This window comes from uncultured Intestinibacter sp. (assembly GCF_902468165.1).
Classification (GTDB): domain Bacteria; phylum Bacillota; class Clostridia; order Peptostreptococcales; family Peptostreptococcaceae; genus Intestinibacter.
The window spans coordinates 1-17,651 of the sequence record NZ_CABQXJ010000069.1; the positions used below are offsets into that span (position 1 = coordinate 1).

Genomic DNA, 17,651 nt, shown 5'->3' on the forward strand with positions numbered 1-17,651 from the left:
TGATCACGAGTTTAAAATTAATATCAAGCGTGTCAGATTATTTAAAAAAGAGCAATGATTAATGGATGCTTTGCTTATCCATTACATAGAGAATTAAAATATATAAATAATGACAGAGCTTTATGCACATTTTGTCTAGCAGTATCTAGAAATTATAGAAATAAAGATGGCGTAATTCCAACAGATTTCATATATATAGATATTTGGGGAAGAAAGGCAGAAGTACTATGTCAATATGCATCTAAAGGCTCTTTAATCGCTGTAGAAGGTTCACTAAGAATAGACAAATATTTAGATAAAGATGGTGAAAGTAAAACAAAATCAAGAATATATGCAACTAATTTTCATTTTTTAGGTCATAAACATCCCGAAAATGATACTCATAAACTTTTTGATAATAAAACTTTATTTAATGAAGTAATAAATAAAGAGTCACAAAATGAAGAAATATCAGAAGAGCAAATTCCGTTTTAATTAAAACTTCATATTAAAAAAATCTATGGAATATGTATTCCATAGATTTTCTATTTTTATACAAAATATTATTAAATTTTAATTATATATTTTAAATATTCTATATGATTTTGAATCTATATTGATAGTAAATCTTCCATCTACTGATACAGTTTTTTCAGCATTATTGATTAATGAATATATTATACTTTCTTCTTCTATACAATTTGTTTTTAGATTTATATTGATAGTTTGTTTCTTATCACTTCTATTTAAGATAATTAATTCTCTATCATCATCATTGTATCTTATATATGCAAATACTTCATCATTTCCTAAATAAATAAATTCAGTATCACCTAATGTAAATACTTTATTTCTATTTCTAAATTGACCACAATGTCTATAAAAATCCATTATCTCCATATCTTCATTTTTCCAAGGATATGTTTTTCTATTTTCTGGATCTTTTCCACCTTCAAGACCTGCTTCGTCACCATAATAAATATATGGTACTCCTTCAAAACTCATTTGAGCTAGGATAGCCAATTTCAATAAATCTTTGTCAGATTTTAATGCTGTTTTAACTCTTTCAATATCATGGCTACTCAATAAATTTAAATTTGATTTAAAAGCTTCTTTTGGATAATTTTCTTTTAGTGTTATAAATAAATCATTTAATTTCCAAGATGGTATTTTTCCAGTTAAAAAATCAACTATATTGTCTCTAAATGGATATCCCAAAACACTATCTAATTGACTTCCAAGGAAATAACTTCTCCTCTCTCCATAACTTATCTTATTAGAAGCATCTTCCCATACTTCACCTATTAATATTGACTCAGAATCATTTTTTGTAGTTTCTTTTTTTAATTCTTCTATAAATTTACTTGGAAGTTCATCAGCTACATCTAACCTCCAACCTTTAACTCCCATATCCATCCATTTATTTATTACACTGTCTTTATCATAGATAATATAATCCATAAATGAAGGCTCTAACTCATTTGTATCAGGTAGTGATTCCACTCCCCACCAACATTTGTATTTATTTGAGCCTGGTTTAAACTTAAACCAAGATCTATATGGTGAGTTTTCAGATTGATAAGCACCTATGCTATCATAGTTATTAAATTTATTGAAGTATAAACTATCTGCTCCAACATGACTAAATACACCATCTAATACAATAGATATTCCCTTTTCTGCTGCTTTATCTATTAACTCTTTAAATATTTCTTCATCTCCAAACATAGGGTCTATCTTTTTATAGTTTCCAGTATCGTATTTGTGATTACTTGAAGATTCAAATATAGGACTTAGATATATAATGCTGACCCCTAATCTCTTTAGATATCCAAGTTTGTTGATTATACCTTTAAGATTTCCTCCATGGAAATCCCATCTCGCTACCTCTCCATTTTTATCTTTTATATACATTGGTTCATCGTCCCAATTTCCATATAAAAATGAATTTTTCTTTGGATTGTCAACTTTTCCATTTCTATTTCCATTATTAAATCTATCTACAAATACATGGTATAAAATCCCCTCTTTAAACCATGAAGGAACTTTATAATCTTCATATACTGTTAATTGATATTTATTTAGATTTTCATAAGTATATTCACAAGCCATTCCATTATTATGTGTTTTTCCATAAAATAGCGTTCTATCTTCACCATATATATTTAATTCAACTACAAAGAAATAATAATATACTGCTGGAGTTTGTAGTGGAGCAATTTCAACTGAATACTCTCTAATATCATTATATTCTGATACCTGTTTTAAATCTAACTCTCTTACAATTACAGGTTTTAGGTTTTCATCTTCTTTTTCTATTATTAATTTTATACTATACACATTAAAGTTCTTGTTAACTTTCACTTTAATTGTTGCATTTTGGGAAATCTTTAAAGCTCCAAATGGAGCCTTAAAGTTTCTATCCCATGAATTGTATCTCATAACATCCGCCATATTATCTTACACCTCTTTAAACCAAATATCATGTATATATTCTTCTATAGTTCTATCACTAGAGAAAAATCCTGAACACGCTGTATTTTTCAATGATATTTTATTCCAAAGGTCTTTATTTATATAAAGTTCTTGTAAACTCTTTTGCGCTTCAATATAAGAGTAAAAATCTCTCAATACAAAGTATTCGTCATTATAAGTTATTAAAGAATCGTATATTGCAATTCCATCTTTTCCTAAACCAGGTATAAATCCATTAACTAAATCGTCTACTACTCTTTTGATTTTTCTATCACTGTGGTATAAATCTTTTGAAGAATATCCACCGAATTTATTGTATTCTAAAACTTGTTCTGCATTTAGTCCAAATATAAACATATTTTCTTTTCCGACTTGTTCAGAAATTTCTACATTTGCACCATCCATAGTTGCTAAAGTTATAGCGCCATTCATCATAAGCTTCATATTACCTGTTCCTGATGCTTCTTTAGTAGTGGTAGATATTTGTTCACTTACATCAGCTGCTGGTATTATTTTTTCTGCTATAGATACACCATAATTTTCAACAAATACTACTTTTATTTTGTTGTTTACTCTTGAATCGTTGTTTATTAAATCTGCAACACTGTTTATAAGTTTTATTATACATTTTGCTAAATAATATCCTGGTGCTGCTTTTGCTCCAAATATAAATGTACGCGGTACTAATTCCATCTGTGGATTATCTAATAATTCATGATATAGATAAAGAATATGAAGTACATTTAATAATTGTCTCTTATATGCATGTAGTCTTTTTATTTGTACATCAAATATTGAATCAGGATCGACTTGTATACCTTGTTTTTTATATATATAATCAGCCAATTTTACCTTATTATTGTGTTTTATTTGGCCAATTCTATTTAAAACCTTTTTATCATCTAAGTATTTTTCTAAATCTTTTAGTTTTGTAGTATCTCTCTTCCACTCATCACCAATTAACTCAGTAATAAAATCAGAAAGCTCTGGATTACAACTCATCAACCATCTTCTATGAGCTATACCATTTGTTTTATTGTTGAATTTGTATGGTTCGTCGTAGTAAAAATCTTTTAATGCTTCTTTTTTTAGAATTTCAGTATGAAGTTTAGCTACACCATTTACACTGTGACTTCCTCTGATACATAGATGTGCCATTCTGACTTCACCATTATAGATAATTCTCATATAATTGATTTTACCCCAGTCATTGTTATATTTACTTTGTAAATAATCAACATATCTTCTGTCTATTTCTTCTATTATCATATAAATTCGTGGTAATAGTTTTTTGATCATTTCAACTGGCCATTTTTCTAAAGCCTCTGCCAAAATTGTATGATTTGTATATGACATAACTCTAGTAGTTATATCCCATGCCTCATCCCAAGAAAATCCTTCGTCATCTAGAAGTATTCTCATTAATTCTGGAATACATAAAGTAGGATGAGTATCATTTATATGGATAGCTACCTTTTTTGGTAAATCCCTTAAACTAACTTTATGTTTTTTACATTTTCTTATTATATCTTGTAATCCTGCACTTACAAAGAAATACTCTTGTTTTAATCTCAATAATCTGCCTGCATAGTTTGAATCATTTGGATATAAAACTTGTGATATTTCTTCTGCATAGTATTTATATTTTAGTGCATCTTCATAACTACCATCTTGACTTTTTGCATTTCTAGTAACTTCAGAAAAATCCCTATTTAAAACTTCACTCTTCCATAATCTAAGAGTATTTATGCATTCATTATGATATCCTATTATCGGTATATCATAAGGCATAGCCATAATAGGTATATAATTTTCATGAACTACAGCAAGATTGCCGTCAGCTTTTTGTCTTAAATAAGCATCTCCTTCAAATTTTACTACGACAGCTCTATTAGGTCTTACTGTTTCCCAAGGATACTGTCCATTTTTTAGCCAGTTATCTGGTAGCTCAACTTGTGTTCCGTTTACAAATTTTTGTTCAAATAAACCATATTTATATCTTATACCATAACCATGGCCACTAATTCCAACTGATGCCATTGAGTCTAAAAAGCATGCTGCTAATCTGCCCAATCCACCATTTCCTAGACCTGGGTCTGGTTCTGTTTCTATTATTTCATCTAGATTAATACCTAGTTCTTTAAGTCCTTGCTCTATTTCATGTTCAACATCTAAATTTAATAAATTAGATTCCAACTGTCTTCCTATTAAAAACTCCATTGAAAAATAAAATACAGCCTTTTCTTTGTCAATTCTAGTTCCAACCCATTCTTTAGCTATAAAATCTTTAATAACACAACATAAAACTCTAAAAATCTCATCTTTACTTGCTTCTTCTACGGGTTGGGCATATAGACTGTACATTTTTGTTTTAAAAGCATGTTTAAATTTTTTTTTGCTAATTGATATCATAAGCCATCTCCCTTACTATACAAAAATAACCCCTTTTTCACATAAAAGGGTAACGCACTTGCCTAAGCAAGTGCCTAAAATTATATTTATTTGAATTTATATCTAAATATAATTTCCCCTAATATGTCTTTTTGCATTCTGTCACTTTAAATTATTTATTGATAGAAATTTTATTATATGCTCTTATATACATTGATGTAGTCTTTAGCTGATTTTCTCCAACTATTATCAGTATTCATAGCATTTCTAACTAATATGTTCCATGTATTTCTATCGTATTGGTATAATCTCAATGCTTTTTGTAATGTGAAGAACATTTCATGAGCATTGTAATTTGAGAAACTAAATCCGTTTCCTTCTTTAGTATATTGATTATAAGGGTTTACTGTGTCTCTTAATCCACCAGTTTCTCTAACTATTGGTAGTGTACCATATCTCATAGCTATCATTTGACCTATTCCGCATGGTTCAAATAATGAAGGCATTAAGAATATATCACTAGCTGCGTATATTTGTTGGGCTAATGAACTATCAAAAGTTATATTAGCTGATACCTTATGAGGATAGTGAGAATCATAATAATGGAACATTGATTGATATTGATTTTCTCCTGTTCCTAATATAACTAATTGTAAATTTTCATTTATAATCTCTGGCATCATAAAAGATATTAAATCTAAACCTTTTTGTGAAACCAATCTAGATACTATACCTACCATTGGAATATTTGGGTTAACTTCTAATTTTAAAAGTTTTTGTAATTCAATTTTGTTTTGTACTTTTCTATCTAGCGAGTTTATATCATAATTCACAAATATATTTGGATCTGTTTGTGGATTATTTATATCGTAATCTATTCCATTTAAAATACCTACTAATTTATGTTGGTTTGATCTTATCAATCCATCTAAAGTATTTCCATAGAATTCTGTTTTTATTTCGCCTGCATAAGTTGGACTTACTGTTGAAACTTTATCAGCAAAATTTATACCAGCTTTCATAAAGTTTATTTGTCCATGGTATTCTATATCTCCATTATAGAAATGACCAGGGTCTACATCTAATACATCTCCAAGTATTTCTTTTGGGAAAATACCTTGATATTGTAAATTATGTATAGTATACATAGTTTTAATATTTCTATATCTTGGTATATAGCTGTATTTTTCTTTTAATAGTAATGGTAGCATTCCTGTATGCCAATCATTCATATTGATTACATCAGGATAAAAACCTAATTTATCTATAGATTTTAAGACAGCGTTTGTGAAGAATAGAAATCTTTCTGCATCATCTCCATGTCCATATATACTGTCTGCTCCATCTCTTTTAAAGTAGTATTCATTATCTATGAAGTAGAATGTTACTCCATCTAATTCTAATTGCTCTACTCCACAGTATTGACTTCTCCATGCTACATCAACACTAAATTCTCCTACTTTTTTTAGTCTGTCTTTTAAGTATGTAGGTATTGTTGAGTATTTTGGAATCATTACCCTAACATCTACACCTTCTCTTTTTAATGCTTTAGGTAATGCATATGCAACATCGCCTAAGCCTCCTGTTTTAGCAAAGGGCCAACACTCTGCTGTCACATAAAGGACCTTCATTTTTTCTACCCCCTTATTAAACTGTTTCATTTTTCTCAATTACCATCGGATAATCTTTATCTCCTTTTAGTTCTTTATTTGAACTTATAGTTACATTTTTATCTAATATTACGTTTTCTAATACTACGTTATCGCCAATTTTACAACTTTGCATTATTACTGAATTTCTAATAACTGCACCTTTTCCTATTTTTACTTTTCTGAATAAAGTAGAGTCCTGTACTGTACCGTCTATTTGGCAACCAGTTGCTATAAATGACCCTCTTACTTCAGCATCTTCTCCATACATAGTTGGTGCTTGTGATTTATCTTTAGTAAAGATTTTTCTATTTGATCTAAATAATTCTCTAGAAACTTCTTCTGTTAAAAATTCTTTACTTGCTTCATAATAACTTTTTAATGAATTTATACACTTTAAGTAGCCTTCATATTTATAAGCTCCTACTTGTATATTATCTAATTGATTTATTATGTAGTCTTCTATATAAGAGTAAGTTCCCATGCTAGCAATACTATATATACACTCTATAAAGTCTATACGTCTCATTATAAAAGTATCCATACATATATTTGCACTAGGGAAAGTATTTAAGTTGTTACCTACATTTTTTACTCTTTTATCTTTATCTATATTTAAAGTGTTGCAATTTTTAAAGTCTTTATTTGCATTATCAACACGCTTATAAACTATTGTTATGTCGTTGTTTGATTTTTTATGATATTTTAATAAATCATTATAATCTATTGAACAAAGCATATATGATGGTGCAACTATAACATATTCTTCAGGACTTTTTTCTATATAGTCTATATTAGCTAATATTGTATATATGTCGCCTTTTCTATAACCATAATTATTGTTATTTTTAGTGTTTTCTGGACTTAATACATATAGTCCACCTTGTTTTCTACTTAAATCCCAATCTTTGCCGCTACCTAAGTGGTCAGTTAAAGATCTATATTTTTCTCTCGCATATATACCTACATTTGTTATTCCTGAATTAACCATATTTGATAATGTAAAGTCTATTAATCTATATCTTCCTGCTATTGGTATAGTTGCCACTGGTCTGTGGTCTGATAATACATTTACAGATGGATTTTGTATGCTATCTAAATTTATTAAGCCCATGCATTCATTTTTCATAAAAGTTCCCCCTATATTTTTCCTATGTTCTATTTATCTATGTTTTTTATATGTTTTTAATTTCTAAATTTTATTATGCTTTTACTAATTCAAATTCTGATACTACGCTTATTTCATCATCTTCGTCTTTTATTATAGCATTGTCTTCTATAACTGCGCCTTCTGCTATCATAGCTTTTTTGATAACTACATTTTTACCTATTTTAACATTAGGCATTATAACAGAATCTTCTACAACTGAGCCTTCACCAATTTGTACTTTATGTGATAATACTGTGTTTTTTACTATTCCATAAACTCTGCAACCATCTGCAATTAATGATTTTTTAACTGATGCATTTGGTCCTATATATTGTGGTGGAACATCATTTGTATTTGTATAAATTCTCCATTGTGGATCATTTAAATCCACTGCTTCAGGATCGTTTATTAAATCCATATTTGCTTCCCATAAACTTTCTATAGTACCAACGTCTCTCCAATATCCTTTAAATGGATATGCAAACATTGATTGTCCTTCTTTTAACATAGTTGGTATTACATTGTGACCGAAGTCATCTAAGCACTCTCCAGTTTCATCAGCTCTTTTAAAGTATTCTCTTAAAGTTTTCCAGTCAAATATGTAGATACCCATAGAGGCTAAATTACTTTTAGGGTTTTTAGGCTTTTCTTCAAATTCATAAATACTTCCATCTTTATTTGTGTTCATAATTCCAAATCTGCTTGCTTCATCCCATGGCACTTCTATTACAGCAATTGTTGCTTTAGCGCCTTTTTCTTTATGAAAACCTAGCATTTTGCTATAATCCATTTTGTATATGTGATCCCCAGATAAAATTAAAACATATTCTGGATCATAGTCATCTATGAAGTTCATATTTTTCTTTATTGCATTAGCTGTGCCATTAAACCAATGCCCTTCTTTTTCATTCATATATGGTTGAAGTATTGTTACGCCACCATTAACTCTATCTAAATCCCAGTGGTCTCCTATTCCTATATGAGAGTTTAAGATTTGTGGTTTGTATTGAGTTAACACTCCAACTGTATCAATTCCAGAATTAGAGCAGTTGCTTAAAACAAAATCTATTATTCTGTATTTTCCCCCAAATGATACTGCTGGTTTGGCAATTCTTTTTGTAAATACTCCTAGTCTAGAGCCTTGTCCTCCTGCTAAAATCATAGCTAGCATTTCTTTTTTCATATATGGTCCCCTTTCATATAGTCTATCTATATTTTTATATTTTAAAGTTATTAATAAATTTATCTTTTAATAAATTTTTTTATATTTTAAAAATATATTTTGACAAAAGCATATCTAAGTGGAAGTGCCTTTTTATAACAATTATAATATATTTTTATATATTTTTGAGCTAAATTTATCCTTTTTGATATATTTTAAGGATGCTTAACTTTAACTCTTCTTTTTATTATTTTTTTTCTTTTTATTATTTTTTTTAGGTTTTGTTTGTTTAGCTGTAGACTTTTTAGGCTTTGATGTAGTTTCAACATTCTTTTCTACTACTTTCTTTTCCACCTTTGCTACCGGTTCTACCTTTTCAATTTTATCTACTACTTTTTCTTCTACCTTTTTTACTTTTTCTACTACTTTGGAATTAATATTTTTTATAGTTTTATTTTTTTTAACTTCAGTTCCTTTTTTTGCTTTTTTATCAATAGGTTTAATGCCTTTTATTTTTGCTAATTTAGCAGTTTCTTCTTTATTTAATTTTATAAAAGTTGCACCTAGTGGAGGAACTTTTATAGTTATGTGATAATCTTTATTGTGCCATTTCTCATCTATTGAGACTAATTTAGCATTTTCCATTGTTTGATTTGAACCATAATATTTTTCATCATCACTATTTAAAATTTCTTCGTATACACCTTCATAAGGTACCCCTACCTTATAGTCATAATATACATTTGGTGTGAAGTTTAAAACAGCTATTATAAAATCTTCTGGATCTTTACTTAATCTCATTAAAGTAATGATACTTTGGTCTTCATTGTTAGGGTCTATAAAATCAAACCCTTCATATGTATTATCTAATTCATATAATGATTTTTCTTCTTTATATAAATAATTTAAATCTTTTACATAATCTTTTGTTTTTGAATGTTGCTCAATTTCTAGTAGTTGCCACTCTAGCCCATAAGAGTATCTCCACTCTAGCCCTTGTGCAAATTCAGAACCCATAAATAATAGTTTCTTACCTGGATGTATCATATAGTATGCATATAAAAGTCTTAGATTAGCAAATCTTTGCCAATCATCACCAGGCATCTTATCTAATAATGACTTTTTACCATGAACAACTTCATCATGTGATAATGGTAATATAAAATTCTCTGAAAATGCATACATAAATGAGAATGTTATTAAATCATGATGATATTTTCTATAGATAGGGTCCTTCTCCATATATTGTAATGTATCATTCATCCAACCCATATTCCATTTATATGAAAAGCCTAAACCACCACTGTATGTTGGTGCTGTTACCATAGGCCAAGCAGTTGATTCTTCTGCTACTACTATTGGATTGTCAATGTTAGCATATATTACTTCATTTAATTTTCTTAAAAAGTCAATTGCTTCTATATTTTCTTTTCCACCATATTGATTTGCTTCCCAGTCTCCTCCATCATAATCAAGATAAAGCATACTGCTCACTGCATCAACTCTAATTCCATCTACATGATATTCTTTAAACCAGTAAATTGCATTTGAAAGTAAGAAACTTTTTACTTCTGGTTTTCCAACATCAAAATGTGCAGTACCCCAAGCTAGGTTTTCTGCTTTTAATGGACTTGCATATTCATATTGTGCAGAACCGTCAAATCTATAAAGACCATGTATATCTTTACAAAAATGGCTATAAGCAAAGTCTAATATAATTCCAATTCCTAATTCATGCGCTTTATTTACAAATCCCTTAAATTGATCTGGATTACCATATCTGCTTGTAGTTGCATAATATCCGATAGTCTGATATCCCCAACTCATATCTAATGGATATTCTGTTATAGGCATTAATTCTATATGTGTATAGCCCATATCTTTGCAGTACTCAAGCATTTCATAAAGCTCTTCATAATTAAAGAAGCCTCCATCCCATTTTCTCTTCCAAGAACCAAGATGTGCTTCATAAATATTCATCGGTTGCTCAAATATTGATTTGTTCTTTTTTTGTTCTAAGTATTTTTTATCTGACCAATCAAACTCATCTAAGTTAAAAACTTTTGAAGCTGTTTGTGGTCTTAATTCTGCATATGTTCCATATGGGTCAGCTTTTAATCTACTTACTCCATCGCATCCAACAACATTATATTTATATATATCCCCTTGTGATAAATCTGTTGTGAACATAGACCAAATACCAGAATCATTTAAATTTTCAAGTTTATGAGAACTACCATCCCAGTCATTGAAATCCCCCACTAATTGGACTTCCTGTGCATTAGGAGCCCACACCATGAAAGATATTCCTTCTTCCCCGTTGTAATTAACTTTGTGGTTTCCCATATATAGATAACTGTCTAAAGCTTCCCCACTTTTAAAGCTATCTATATTTTCTTCCTTTATTATGTCTAAATAATTAATAGAAAACCCCTCCTTTTTATAAAAGCGTTTATACGCGTCGCTCTTTACTATATTGTAATCCAATTTATGGTAATTGTATACAATATTATTGTTAATAATTGAAGTTTTTTTTCTAATTTTTTCGCTCAAAAACTTTCCATTTTTAGGAAATCATTTTCGTAACTTTTTTAATTAAGTAATTTTTTAATAATATTTTTATAATCAGCCATATTGATAAATAATTAAAATAAAAAACTCCTTTAAAGTGATATTTGTTCAATCACTTCAAAGGAGTTTTATTATTTTCTAAATCATATCTTTTTTATTTATATTATCATCTTGTGCATCACTTAAAACTTCTTTTATTCCTTTAAAAGTTCCTAAGAAGTTTACTGCATCTGATGGCAATACAAGTTTTGTTGATTTTCCTTGGGCAACTTTTTCAAGAGCTTCCATAGATTTAAGTGCTAACATATTGTCGTCTATGTCTGCATCTTTCATAGCCTTAAATACTTGTTCTATTACTATAGACTCACCTTCAGCTTTTGCTTTTGCAACTTCTCTAATAGATTCTGCATCCCCTTGTGCTTTAAGTATTCTAGATTGTTTATCCCCTTCAGCCTCTCTTATCATAGCTTCTTTTTTAGCTTCGGCTCTAAGTATTGCTGATTGTTTTTCACCTTCTGCTCTCAATATAGAAGATTGCTTTTCACCCTCAGCTTGAAGTATAGATTCCCTTCTTTCTCTTTCAGCTCTCATTTGTTTTTCCATAGCTACTTGTATATCATGTGGTGGCATTATATTTTTAAGTTCTACTCTATTTACTTTTATTCCCCATTTATCAGTTGCTTCATCTAAGATTGCTCTCATTTTTGTATTGATAACATCTCTAGATGTTAGTGTTGCGTCTAAATCTAATTCCCCAATAATATTTCTAAGTGTTGTAGCAGTTAAGTTTTCTATCGCTGCATTTGGATTTGCTATTTCAAACACAAATCTTATTGGATCTGTTACTTGGAAATATACTACTGTGTCTATTTGCATTGTAACATTATCCTTTGTGATAACTGGTTGTGGTGGGAAGTCTTCCACCCTTTCTTTTAAGTCAATTCTATAAGATAGTGTGTCTATAAAAGGAACTAAAAAATGTACCCCTGTATCAGCCTTCTTATGGAACTTACCTAATCTCATTATAATCCCTACTGTTGATTGTTGGATTACCTTCACGCATTTAATACTCATTATGACTACGATTATAATTAATATTATAATAACTGGCATATAAAGTACCTCCTTTATTTACTTTTTATTTTATGCTTAAATAATTAAATCATTTGTTTATTTTTACCATTATATTACTATTAAGCAAATTATATCATCTTATATGCTTAGATATAGTTACAAACTAGTATCAAGAAATTAATACTTATTTTTATTGAGATTTATAAAAAATATAACTATTAAAATACCCTCTTATTAATTTTTATTAGATATTTTTTTAATTAGACAATTTTCATAACTATAAAATATCAAAATATATAACTAAACAAAAAATTATTAATATTATATAGTGTAGACAAAAATCTATAAGTCTAAATAGGAGGTAGTTATATATGGCGGTATATAAAATAAAATCCAGTGAAATAACAGCTACAGCAACTAATACTATTATTTCTCAAAATGTGACATTAGAAGCTGAGACTCTAGAACTTATTACAGGACAAGTGCTTGATACTAATGGTACAACACCTGTAGAAGGTGCAGCAGTAGTATTATACAAAAAACTTACAGCAGAACCACAAACAATCACAAAAGAAGCTATAGCATATACAGATGCTAATGGTGAATATGGATTCCCTTATGATTTTGATACTAATACTTATTCTTATAGTTTAAAAATTTATACACCTAATAATATTGCATAATTTACTAGAATTATAAATTAGCCCATAATAGGAGGTATAAGATGGATATAGATAACGAAAAACTAACTATAGATGGAAAAGAATATACTCTAGCAAACATAAAATCAATAAAGTTAAACAATGATAATCCTTATAAAAATGAAGATACTTCAAATAAAAGCATTTCACTCACACCTGAAGTTTTAGATAATGATATAGTTCATTTAAATATTCAAATAGAAAAAATAGATAACTTAGATAGTTAAAATAACATATAATAAACTACTAAATTATTAAATAGTGGATAATCTCAAATCGCAAATCAACTCAATACTTTGAGATTATCATTTTGAGATGAGGTATGTTATGAATTATAAAATAATCTCTAGAGTAATAAGCAGAGGAGAACTTACACAAAAGGTGTTTATAAAAGAAGAATTCATTTTGAAAAGAGAAACTAAAAATCATTTGAACTTAATACATGGCGTTATTATGGATAATAATAACTATAAATTTTCAACTAATAATAATCTGCTCGTAAAGGTTGAAGATGGGAAAATATCGACTAATGAAGTTGTTCTAAAAAAGCAAGAAGGTGCTGTTATTTATGGTATTGTTTTATTTGAAAATGGAACTCCTGCTCCGGGAGCTACAGTGATTTTAAATTTAATAAATAAAAATAATGGAAGACCAATACCTATATCTTTTGCATTTACAGATGAAAATGGAGTATTTATATTTGGAATAAACGATACAAGATATGACTACTTAAGATAATATTCCCCATCAAAGTCATCCTTTTTTAAAGTAAATCACCTTGATGGGGTTAGCTAATACTATATCTAATATTTCTATATATTATTTAATCTATTTACTTGTTTTTATTTTAATATCTATTTCTCTACTAATTGAGTCTTTATTCTTTTTATTATTTTCTAAATCTAAATTAATATTACTTACTTCTTTCACAATAAGTTTAACACCCTCTATTTGTACCACTTCTACAATGCTACCTTTTTTTATTTTTACTTTATCTTTTGAAATAGCACTCCATTCTTCCCCATTTAATTTAACAACTCCAACTTCATATGGTTCAATATCTTGTACTACAATACCTTTTTGTGAAATTATTCCTTGCAAATTAGTATTATATTTTACATTTTTATCCCTATCTACTAGATATTTAGTTGCTATAACTAAAAGTACTATAGATACAATAGCAAATATCATAACTTGGATAAAGACACTTTCTATAAATGGGCTTAATAACATTGAAACCAATGCCCCGATACTAAACCAAATTAATGTAAGACTTGTTGTCATTAGTTCTCCAACACCAAATATTATAGCTACTATAAACCAAAATGTACTTATACCGATACTCATAAGCATCCCTCATCTCTTAAATTAAAATATATTTTTAGATTAGCTTAAATATATTATATCATTATATTTTATATTAGAATATTACAAAGAAATGTCAAATAATAAACAAAAGATTTAAATTATTTTTTTATTAAATCAATTTATTAATTCTTTCATAGTTTGTGGAATTAAATTAATTACATCACTTGCATTTACTGTATATAAATCTTTAGATAATCTTTGGCCTATATAACCATGAATATATGCTGCACAAACTGTTCCCATGAGATTAGTCATTCCTTGCCCAACAAATGAAGTTATCATTCCAAGAAGTGTATCACCCATTCCTCCATTTGCCATTGATGAGTTCCCTGTTGGATTTATATATGTGTATTTTCCATTTGTTATTACAGTTTCATACCCTTTTAACAATACGACTACTTTATATTTATTTGCAAATTCTTTTGCAGCATCTACTTTATTATCTCTAATATAATTTATAGGATATCCTGTAAGTCGTGACATCTCGCCTAAGTGCGGTGTAATTATTATTCTATTTGGATTGGATTTTAATAGTTCTTTTTTATCTTTGAGTACATTTAATCCATCTGCATCTATTATAATTGGACAAGTTGTATTATTTAATATATATTCTAATTTATTATAAGTATCATCATTATCTCCCATTCCACAACCAAATCCTATTGCATCACAATCTTTTATTAAGTTTATAACCTTTTGATTTTCAGCAATATTTAAAGTCATAGCCTCACAAAGTTTTTGACTTGCAATATCTTGTACATACGAGTCTGTTACTAATGTTGTCAGCCCACTTCCGCATTTTACTGCTGCTTGTGTCGATATATACGCGGCTCCCGTAAATCCTCTACTTCCTGCAAATAATGCTATTTTTCCAAAATCACTTTTAAATGAATATTTATCTTTTGCCCTTATATTATTTTTTATAATTTCTATATCTGTTATATATTCTTTATTGTCGTATTTTTCTAAGATATGTTCTGGTATGCCTATATGCTCAACAACTACATCTCCTATAAATTCTTTTGTCTCATATTTTAAAAATCCTCGTTTATAAAACTCAAATGAAATAGTTTTGTCTGCTTTTATACAAGTCCCCAATATATCACCAGTTGTAGCATTTATTCCTGATGGCACATCAATCGAATAAGTTTTATTTTTATTTTCATTTACAAGGTTTATAACATCGTAAAATACACCCTTTATTTCTCGCTCTAACCCTGTCCCAAATATACAATCAACTACTATATCTGATCTTTTTATAGAATTTTTTAGCTCATCCATATTTTCATTTTCTACAACTGTTGTTGATATATTAAATGATTTTAAGATATTATAATTTATTTTAGAACATTCACTTAGTTTTTCTAAATTGCCGACTATAAATACTTCTACATTTTTTCCCCTTGCACATAATTGTCTTGCTAAACCAAGCCCATCCCCACCATTATTTCCTACTCCACTTACTACAACATAGTTTTGGTTTTCTTCTATATCCATATGTTTAAATGCTGATAAAACTGCATTTTCCATCATTACAATAAGTGGAATTTTATATTCATCTACACAAGCATTATCTAAAATTTTCGTGCTGTCTGCTGTTCCTATTCTCATTTGAAATCCTCCCTTTTCTTTAGTTATATAATATTTTATAAATAATCATAAATTATACATTTTTATATAAATCTAAATTATGTTAAATAAAAAGAGCTAAACAGTTTTTAACTGCTTAGCTCTTTTTATTTATTAAACTCCTACAACTCTAGTAACCCCAGGTACTTCTTTTACTAATAAGTTTTCTATAACAGCTTTTAATGTCATAGTAGCCCCTGGACAACCTGAGCAAGCACCTTGTAATCTAACTAATACTACTCCATCATCGCTAACTTCTACTAATTCAACGTCCCCACCGTCTCTTTGTAGTACTGGTCTAATTTTATCTAATACTGCTGCAACTTGTTCTTTCATTCTTTACACCCCTTATTATTTTTGATTTCTACCTCAATTATACACTAATGATACAATATTCTCTACCATTTATTATTACATTTCCTTTTTTACTATTTTTTATATTAAAATATTAGCCCATATTCAAAAGATGTACTAATTTAATAGATGGTGTTGAAGATAACGAATACTTGAAACCATATTTAAACAGGAACACTCTTTAAATGAGCGTTCTTATTTTTTTGATTTAAATTAATAATATAAATTCCAAAAGAATATACTTCTAGTAAGCAATATAAAATTTACATACTTATTGCTAATATTTTAGAAGGGGGAATATTATGTTATTTAAAGGATCTGCAGTAGCTTTAGTTACTCCTTTTACAAGTGAAAATACAGTAAACTACAACAAATTAGAAGAACTTGTTGAGTTCCATATAAAAAATGGTACTGATGCAATAGTTGTTTGTGGTACTACTGGTGAAGCGAGTACATTAAGCGATAGAGAACATATTGCAGCAATAAAATGTGTTATTGATGCAGTAAACAAAAGAATTCCTGTAATTGCAGGTACTGGAGGTAATGATACTGAGCACTCTGTATTGTTGAGTAAAATTGCAGAAAACTTCGGTGCTGATGGACTTTTAATCATCAATCCTTATTATAATAAGGGAAATAAATCTGGTATAAAAGCTCACTTCACAAAAATTGCACAAAGTGTAGATACTCCAATTATTATCTACAATGTCCCATCTAGAACTGGTGTAAATTTATCACCTAATTTAATTGCTGAGTTATCTTATAATGAACCAAATATCGTAGCTGTTAAAGAGGCAAGTGGAGATCTGACACAAGTTGCCGAAATTGCTAGATTAGTTGATGATGACTTTGCTATATATTCTGGAAATGATGATTCTACTCTACCACTACTTTCTCTAGGTGGTGTAGGTGTAATTTCTGTACTTGCTAATATATGCCCTAAAGAAAGCCATGATTTAGTTTATAGCTTTTTAGACGGAAATATAGGTCTTTCTAGAAAACTTCAATTAGATTTAAAACCTCTAATTGATGCTTTATTCTTAGAGGTAAATCCTGTCCCTGTAAAAACTGCTATGAATCTTATAGGTATGGAAGTTGGAAATTTAAGACTTCCACTTGGTCATATGCAGCCAAATAATCTAGAATTA

Annotated in this window: 15 protein-coding genes; 5 read left to right on the forward strand and 10 right to left on the reverse strand. The window is 28.6% G+C overall.

Going from position 1 to position 17,651, the window contains the following annotated elements; genetic code table 11:
* The first annotated feature begins 54 nt into the window (after positions 1-54).
* Positions 55-474, forward strand: a complete 420-nt coding sequence (locus tag RDX53_RS11260) for a single-stranded DNA-binding protein (RefSeq protein ID WP_307994175.1) — start codon at positions 55-57, stop codon at positions 472-474.
* A 78-nt stretch (positions 475-552) separates the two neighbouring features.
* Here RDX53_RS11260 and RDX53_RS11265 read toward each other — a convergent pair whose 3' ends face one another.
* The 7 genes from RDX53_RS11265 to RDX53_RS11295 form a co-directional block, all read right to left on the reverse strand.
* Positions 553-2,433, reverse strand: a complete 1,881-nt coding sequence (locus tag RDX53_RS11265) for a glycoside hydrolase family 13 protein (RefSeq protein WP_195930184.1) — start codon at positions 2,431-2,433, stop codon at positions 553-555.
* Positions 2,434-2,439: 6 nt separating this feature from the next.
* Entirely contained in the window at positions 2,440-4,866 is a 2,427-nt protein-coding gene (locus RDX53_RS11270; protein ID WP_195930183.1) for a glycogen/starch/alpha-glucan phosphorylase, read from the reverse strand.
* Positions 4,867-5,039: 173 nt separating this feature from the next.
* Entirely contained in the window at positions 5,040-6,476 is a 1,437-nt protein-coding gene (gene glgA / locus RDX53_RS11275; protein ID WP_195930182.1) for a glycogen synthase GlgA, read from the reverse strand.
* Positions 6,477-6,492: 16 nt separating this feature from the next.
* Positions 6,493-7,623, reverse strand: a complete 1,131-nt coding sequence (gene glgD / locus RDX53_RS11280) for a glucose-1-phosphate adenylyltransferase subunit GlgD (RefSeq protein ID WP_195930181.1) — start codon at positions 7,621-7,623, stop codon at positions 6,493-6,495.
* Positions 7,624-7,696: 73 nt separating this feature from the next.
* Entirely contained in the window at positions 7,697-8,827 is a 1,131-nt protein-coding gene (locus RDX53_RS11285; protein ID WP_195930180.1) for a glucose-1-phosphate adenylyltransferase, read from the reverse strand.
* Between the two features lie 210 nt (positions 8,828-9,037).
* Complete coding sequence (gene glgB / locus RDX53_RS11290; protein ID WP_243269573.1) at positions 9,038-11,359, reverse strand: 1,4-alpha-glucan branching protein GlgB; 2,322 nt, start codon at positions 11,357-11,359, stop codon at positions 9,038-9,040.
* A gap of 156 nt (positions 11,360-11,515) precedes the next feature.
* Positions 11,516-12,490, reverse strand: a complete 975-nt coding sequence (locus tag RDX53_RS11295) for an SPFH domain-containing protein (protein WP_195930179.1) — start codon at positions 12,488-12,490, stop codon at positions 11,516-11,518.
* A 332-nt stretch (positions 12,491-12,822) separates the two neighbouring features.
* Between RDX53_RS11295 and RDX53_RS11300 the strand changes: the two genes are divergently transcribed.
* From RDX53_RS11300 to RDX53_RS11310, 3 genes are all read left to right on the forward strand, one after another.
* On the forward strand, positions 12,823-13,134 hold the full coding sequence (locus RDX53_RS11300; RefSeq protein WP_195930982.1) for a hypothetical protein: 312 nt from the start codon (positions 12,823-12,825) through the stop codon (positions 13,132-13,134).
* A 41-nt stretch (positions 13,135-13,175) separates the two neighbouring features.
* Positions 13,176-13,379: a hypothetical protein gene (locus RDX53_RS11305; RefSeq protein WP_195930983.1), complete on the forward strand. Its 204-nt coding sequence runs from the start codon at positions 13,176-13,178 to the stop codon at positions 13,377-13,379.
* 100 nt (positions 13,380-13,479) lie between these two features.
* Positions 13,480-13,890 (forward strand): hypothetical protein, encoded by a 411-nt coding sequence (locus RDX53_RS11310; RefSeq protein WP_195930984.1) that lies wholly within the window; start codon positions 13,480-13,482, stop codon positions 13,888-13,890.
* A 90-nt stretch (positions 13,891-13,980) separates the two neighbouring features.
* Here RDX53_RS11310 and RDX53_RS11315 read toward each other — a convergent pair whose 3' ends face one another.
* From RDX53_RS11315 to RDX53_RS11325, 3 genes are all read right to left on the reverse strand, one after another.
* Positions 13,981-14,499: an NfeD family protein gene (locus tag RDX53_RS11315; protein WP_243269598.1), complete on the reverse strand. Its 519-nt coding sequence runs from the start codon at positions 14,497-14,499 to the stop codon at positions 13,981-13,983.
* 135 nt (positions 14,500-14,634) lie between these two features.
* Complete coding sequence (locus tag RDX53_RS11320; RefSeq protein ID WP_195930986.1) at positions 14,635-16,131, reverse strand: NAD(P)H-hydrate dehydratase; 1,497 nt, start codon at positions 16,129-16,131, stop codon at positions 14,635-14,637.
* Positions 16,132-16,263: 132 nt separating this feature from the next.
* Positions 16,264-16,485, reverse strand: coding sequence for a NifU family protein (locus RDX53_RS11325; RefSeq protein WP_195930987.1), 222 nt, complete (start codon positions 16,483-16,485; stop codon positions 16,264-16,266).
* 320 nt (positions 16,486-16,805) lie between these two features.
* On the opposite strand from RDX53_RS11325, the gene dapA reads away from it, so the two are divergent.
* A partial coding sequence (gene dapA / locus RDX53_RS11330) for a 4-hydroxy-tetrahydrodipicolinate synthase (protein ID WP_307994177.1) occupies positions 16,806-17,651 on the forward strand: 846 nt, incomplete at its 3' end.

Bases quoted from the DNA above. Each gene is read 5' to 3' on its own strand.
- RDX53_RS11310 (WP_195930984.1), top strand. From the start codon at position 13,480: ATGAATTATAAAATAATCTCTAGAGTAATAAGCAGAGGAGAACTTACA.
- RDX53_RS11325 (WP_195930987.1), bottom strand. From the start codon at position 16,485: ATGAAAGAACAAGTTGCAGCAGTATTAGATAAAATTAGACCAGTACTA.
- RDX53_RS11295 (WP_195930179.1), bottom strand. From the start codon at position 12,490: ATGCCAGTTATTATAATATTAATTATAATCGTAGTCATAATGAGTATT.
- RDX53_RS11320 (WP_195930986.1), bottom strand. From the start codon at position 16,131: ATGAGAATAGGAACAGCAGACAGCACGAAAATTTTAGATAATGCTTGT.
- glgA (WP_195930182.1), bottom strand. From the start codon at position 6,476: ATGAAGGTCCTTTATGTGACAGCAGAGTGTTGGCCCTTTGCTAAAACA.
- RDX53_RS11300 (WP_195930982.1), top strand. From the start codon at position 12,823: ATGGCGGTATATAAAATAAAATCCAGTGAAATAACAGCTACAGCAACT.
- RDX53_RS11285 (WP_195930180.1), bottom strand. From the start codon at position 8,827: ATGAAAAAAGAAATGCTAGCTATGATTTTAGCAGGAGGACAAGGCTCT.
- RDX53_RS11260 (WP_307994175.1), top strand. From the start codon at position 55: ATGATTAATGGATGCTTTGCTTATCCATTACATAGAGAATTAAAATAT.
- glgD (WP_195930181.1), bottom strand. From the start codon at position 7,623: ATGAAAAATGAATGCATGGGCTTAATAAATTTAGATAGCATACAAAAT.
- RDX53_RS11265 (WP_195930184.1), bottom strand. From the start codon at position 2,433: ATGGCGGATGTTATGAGATACAATTCATGGGATAGAAACTTTAAGGCT.
- RDX53_RS11270 (WP_195930183.1), bottom strand. From the start codon at position 4,866: ATGATATCAATTAGCAAAAAAAAATTTAAACATGCTTTTAAAACAAAA.
- RDX53_RS11305 (WP_195930983.1), top strand. From the start codon at position 13,176: ATGGATATAGATAACGAAAAACTAACTATAGATGGAAAAGAATATACT.
- RDX53_RS11315 (WP_243269598.1), bottom strand. From the start codon at position 14,499: ATGAGTATCGGTATAAGTACATTTTGGTTTATAGTAGCTATAATATTT.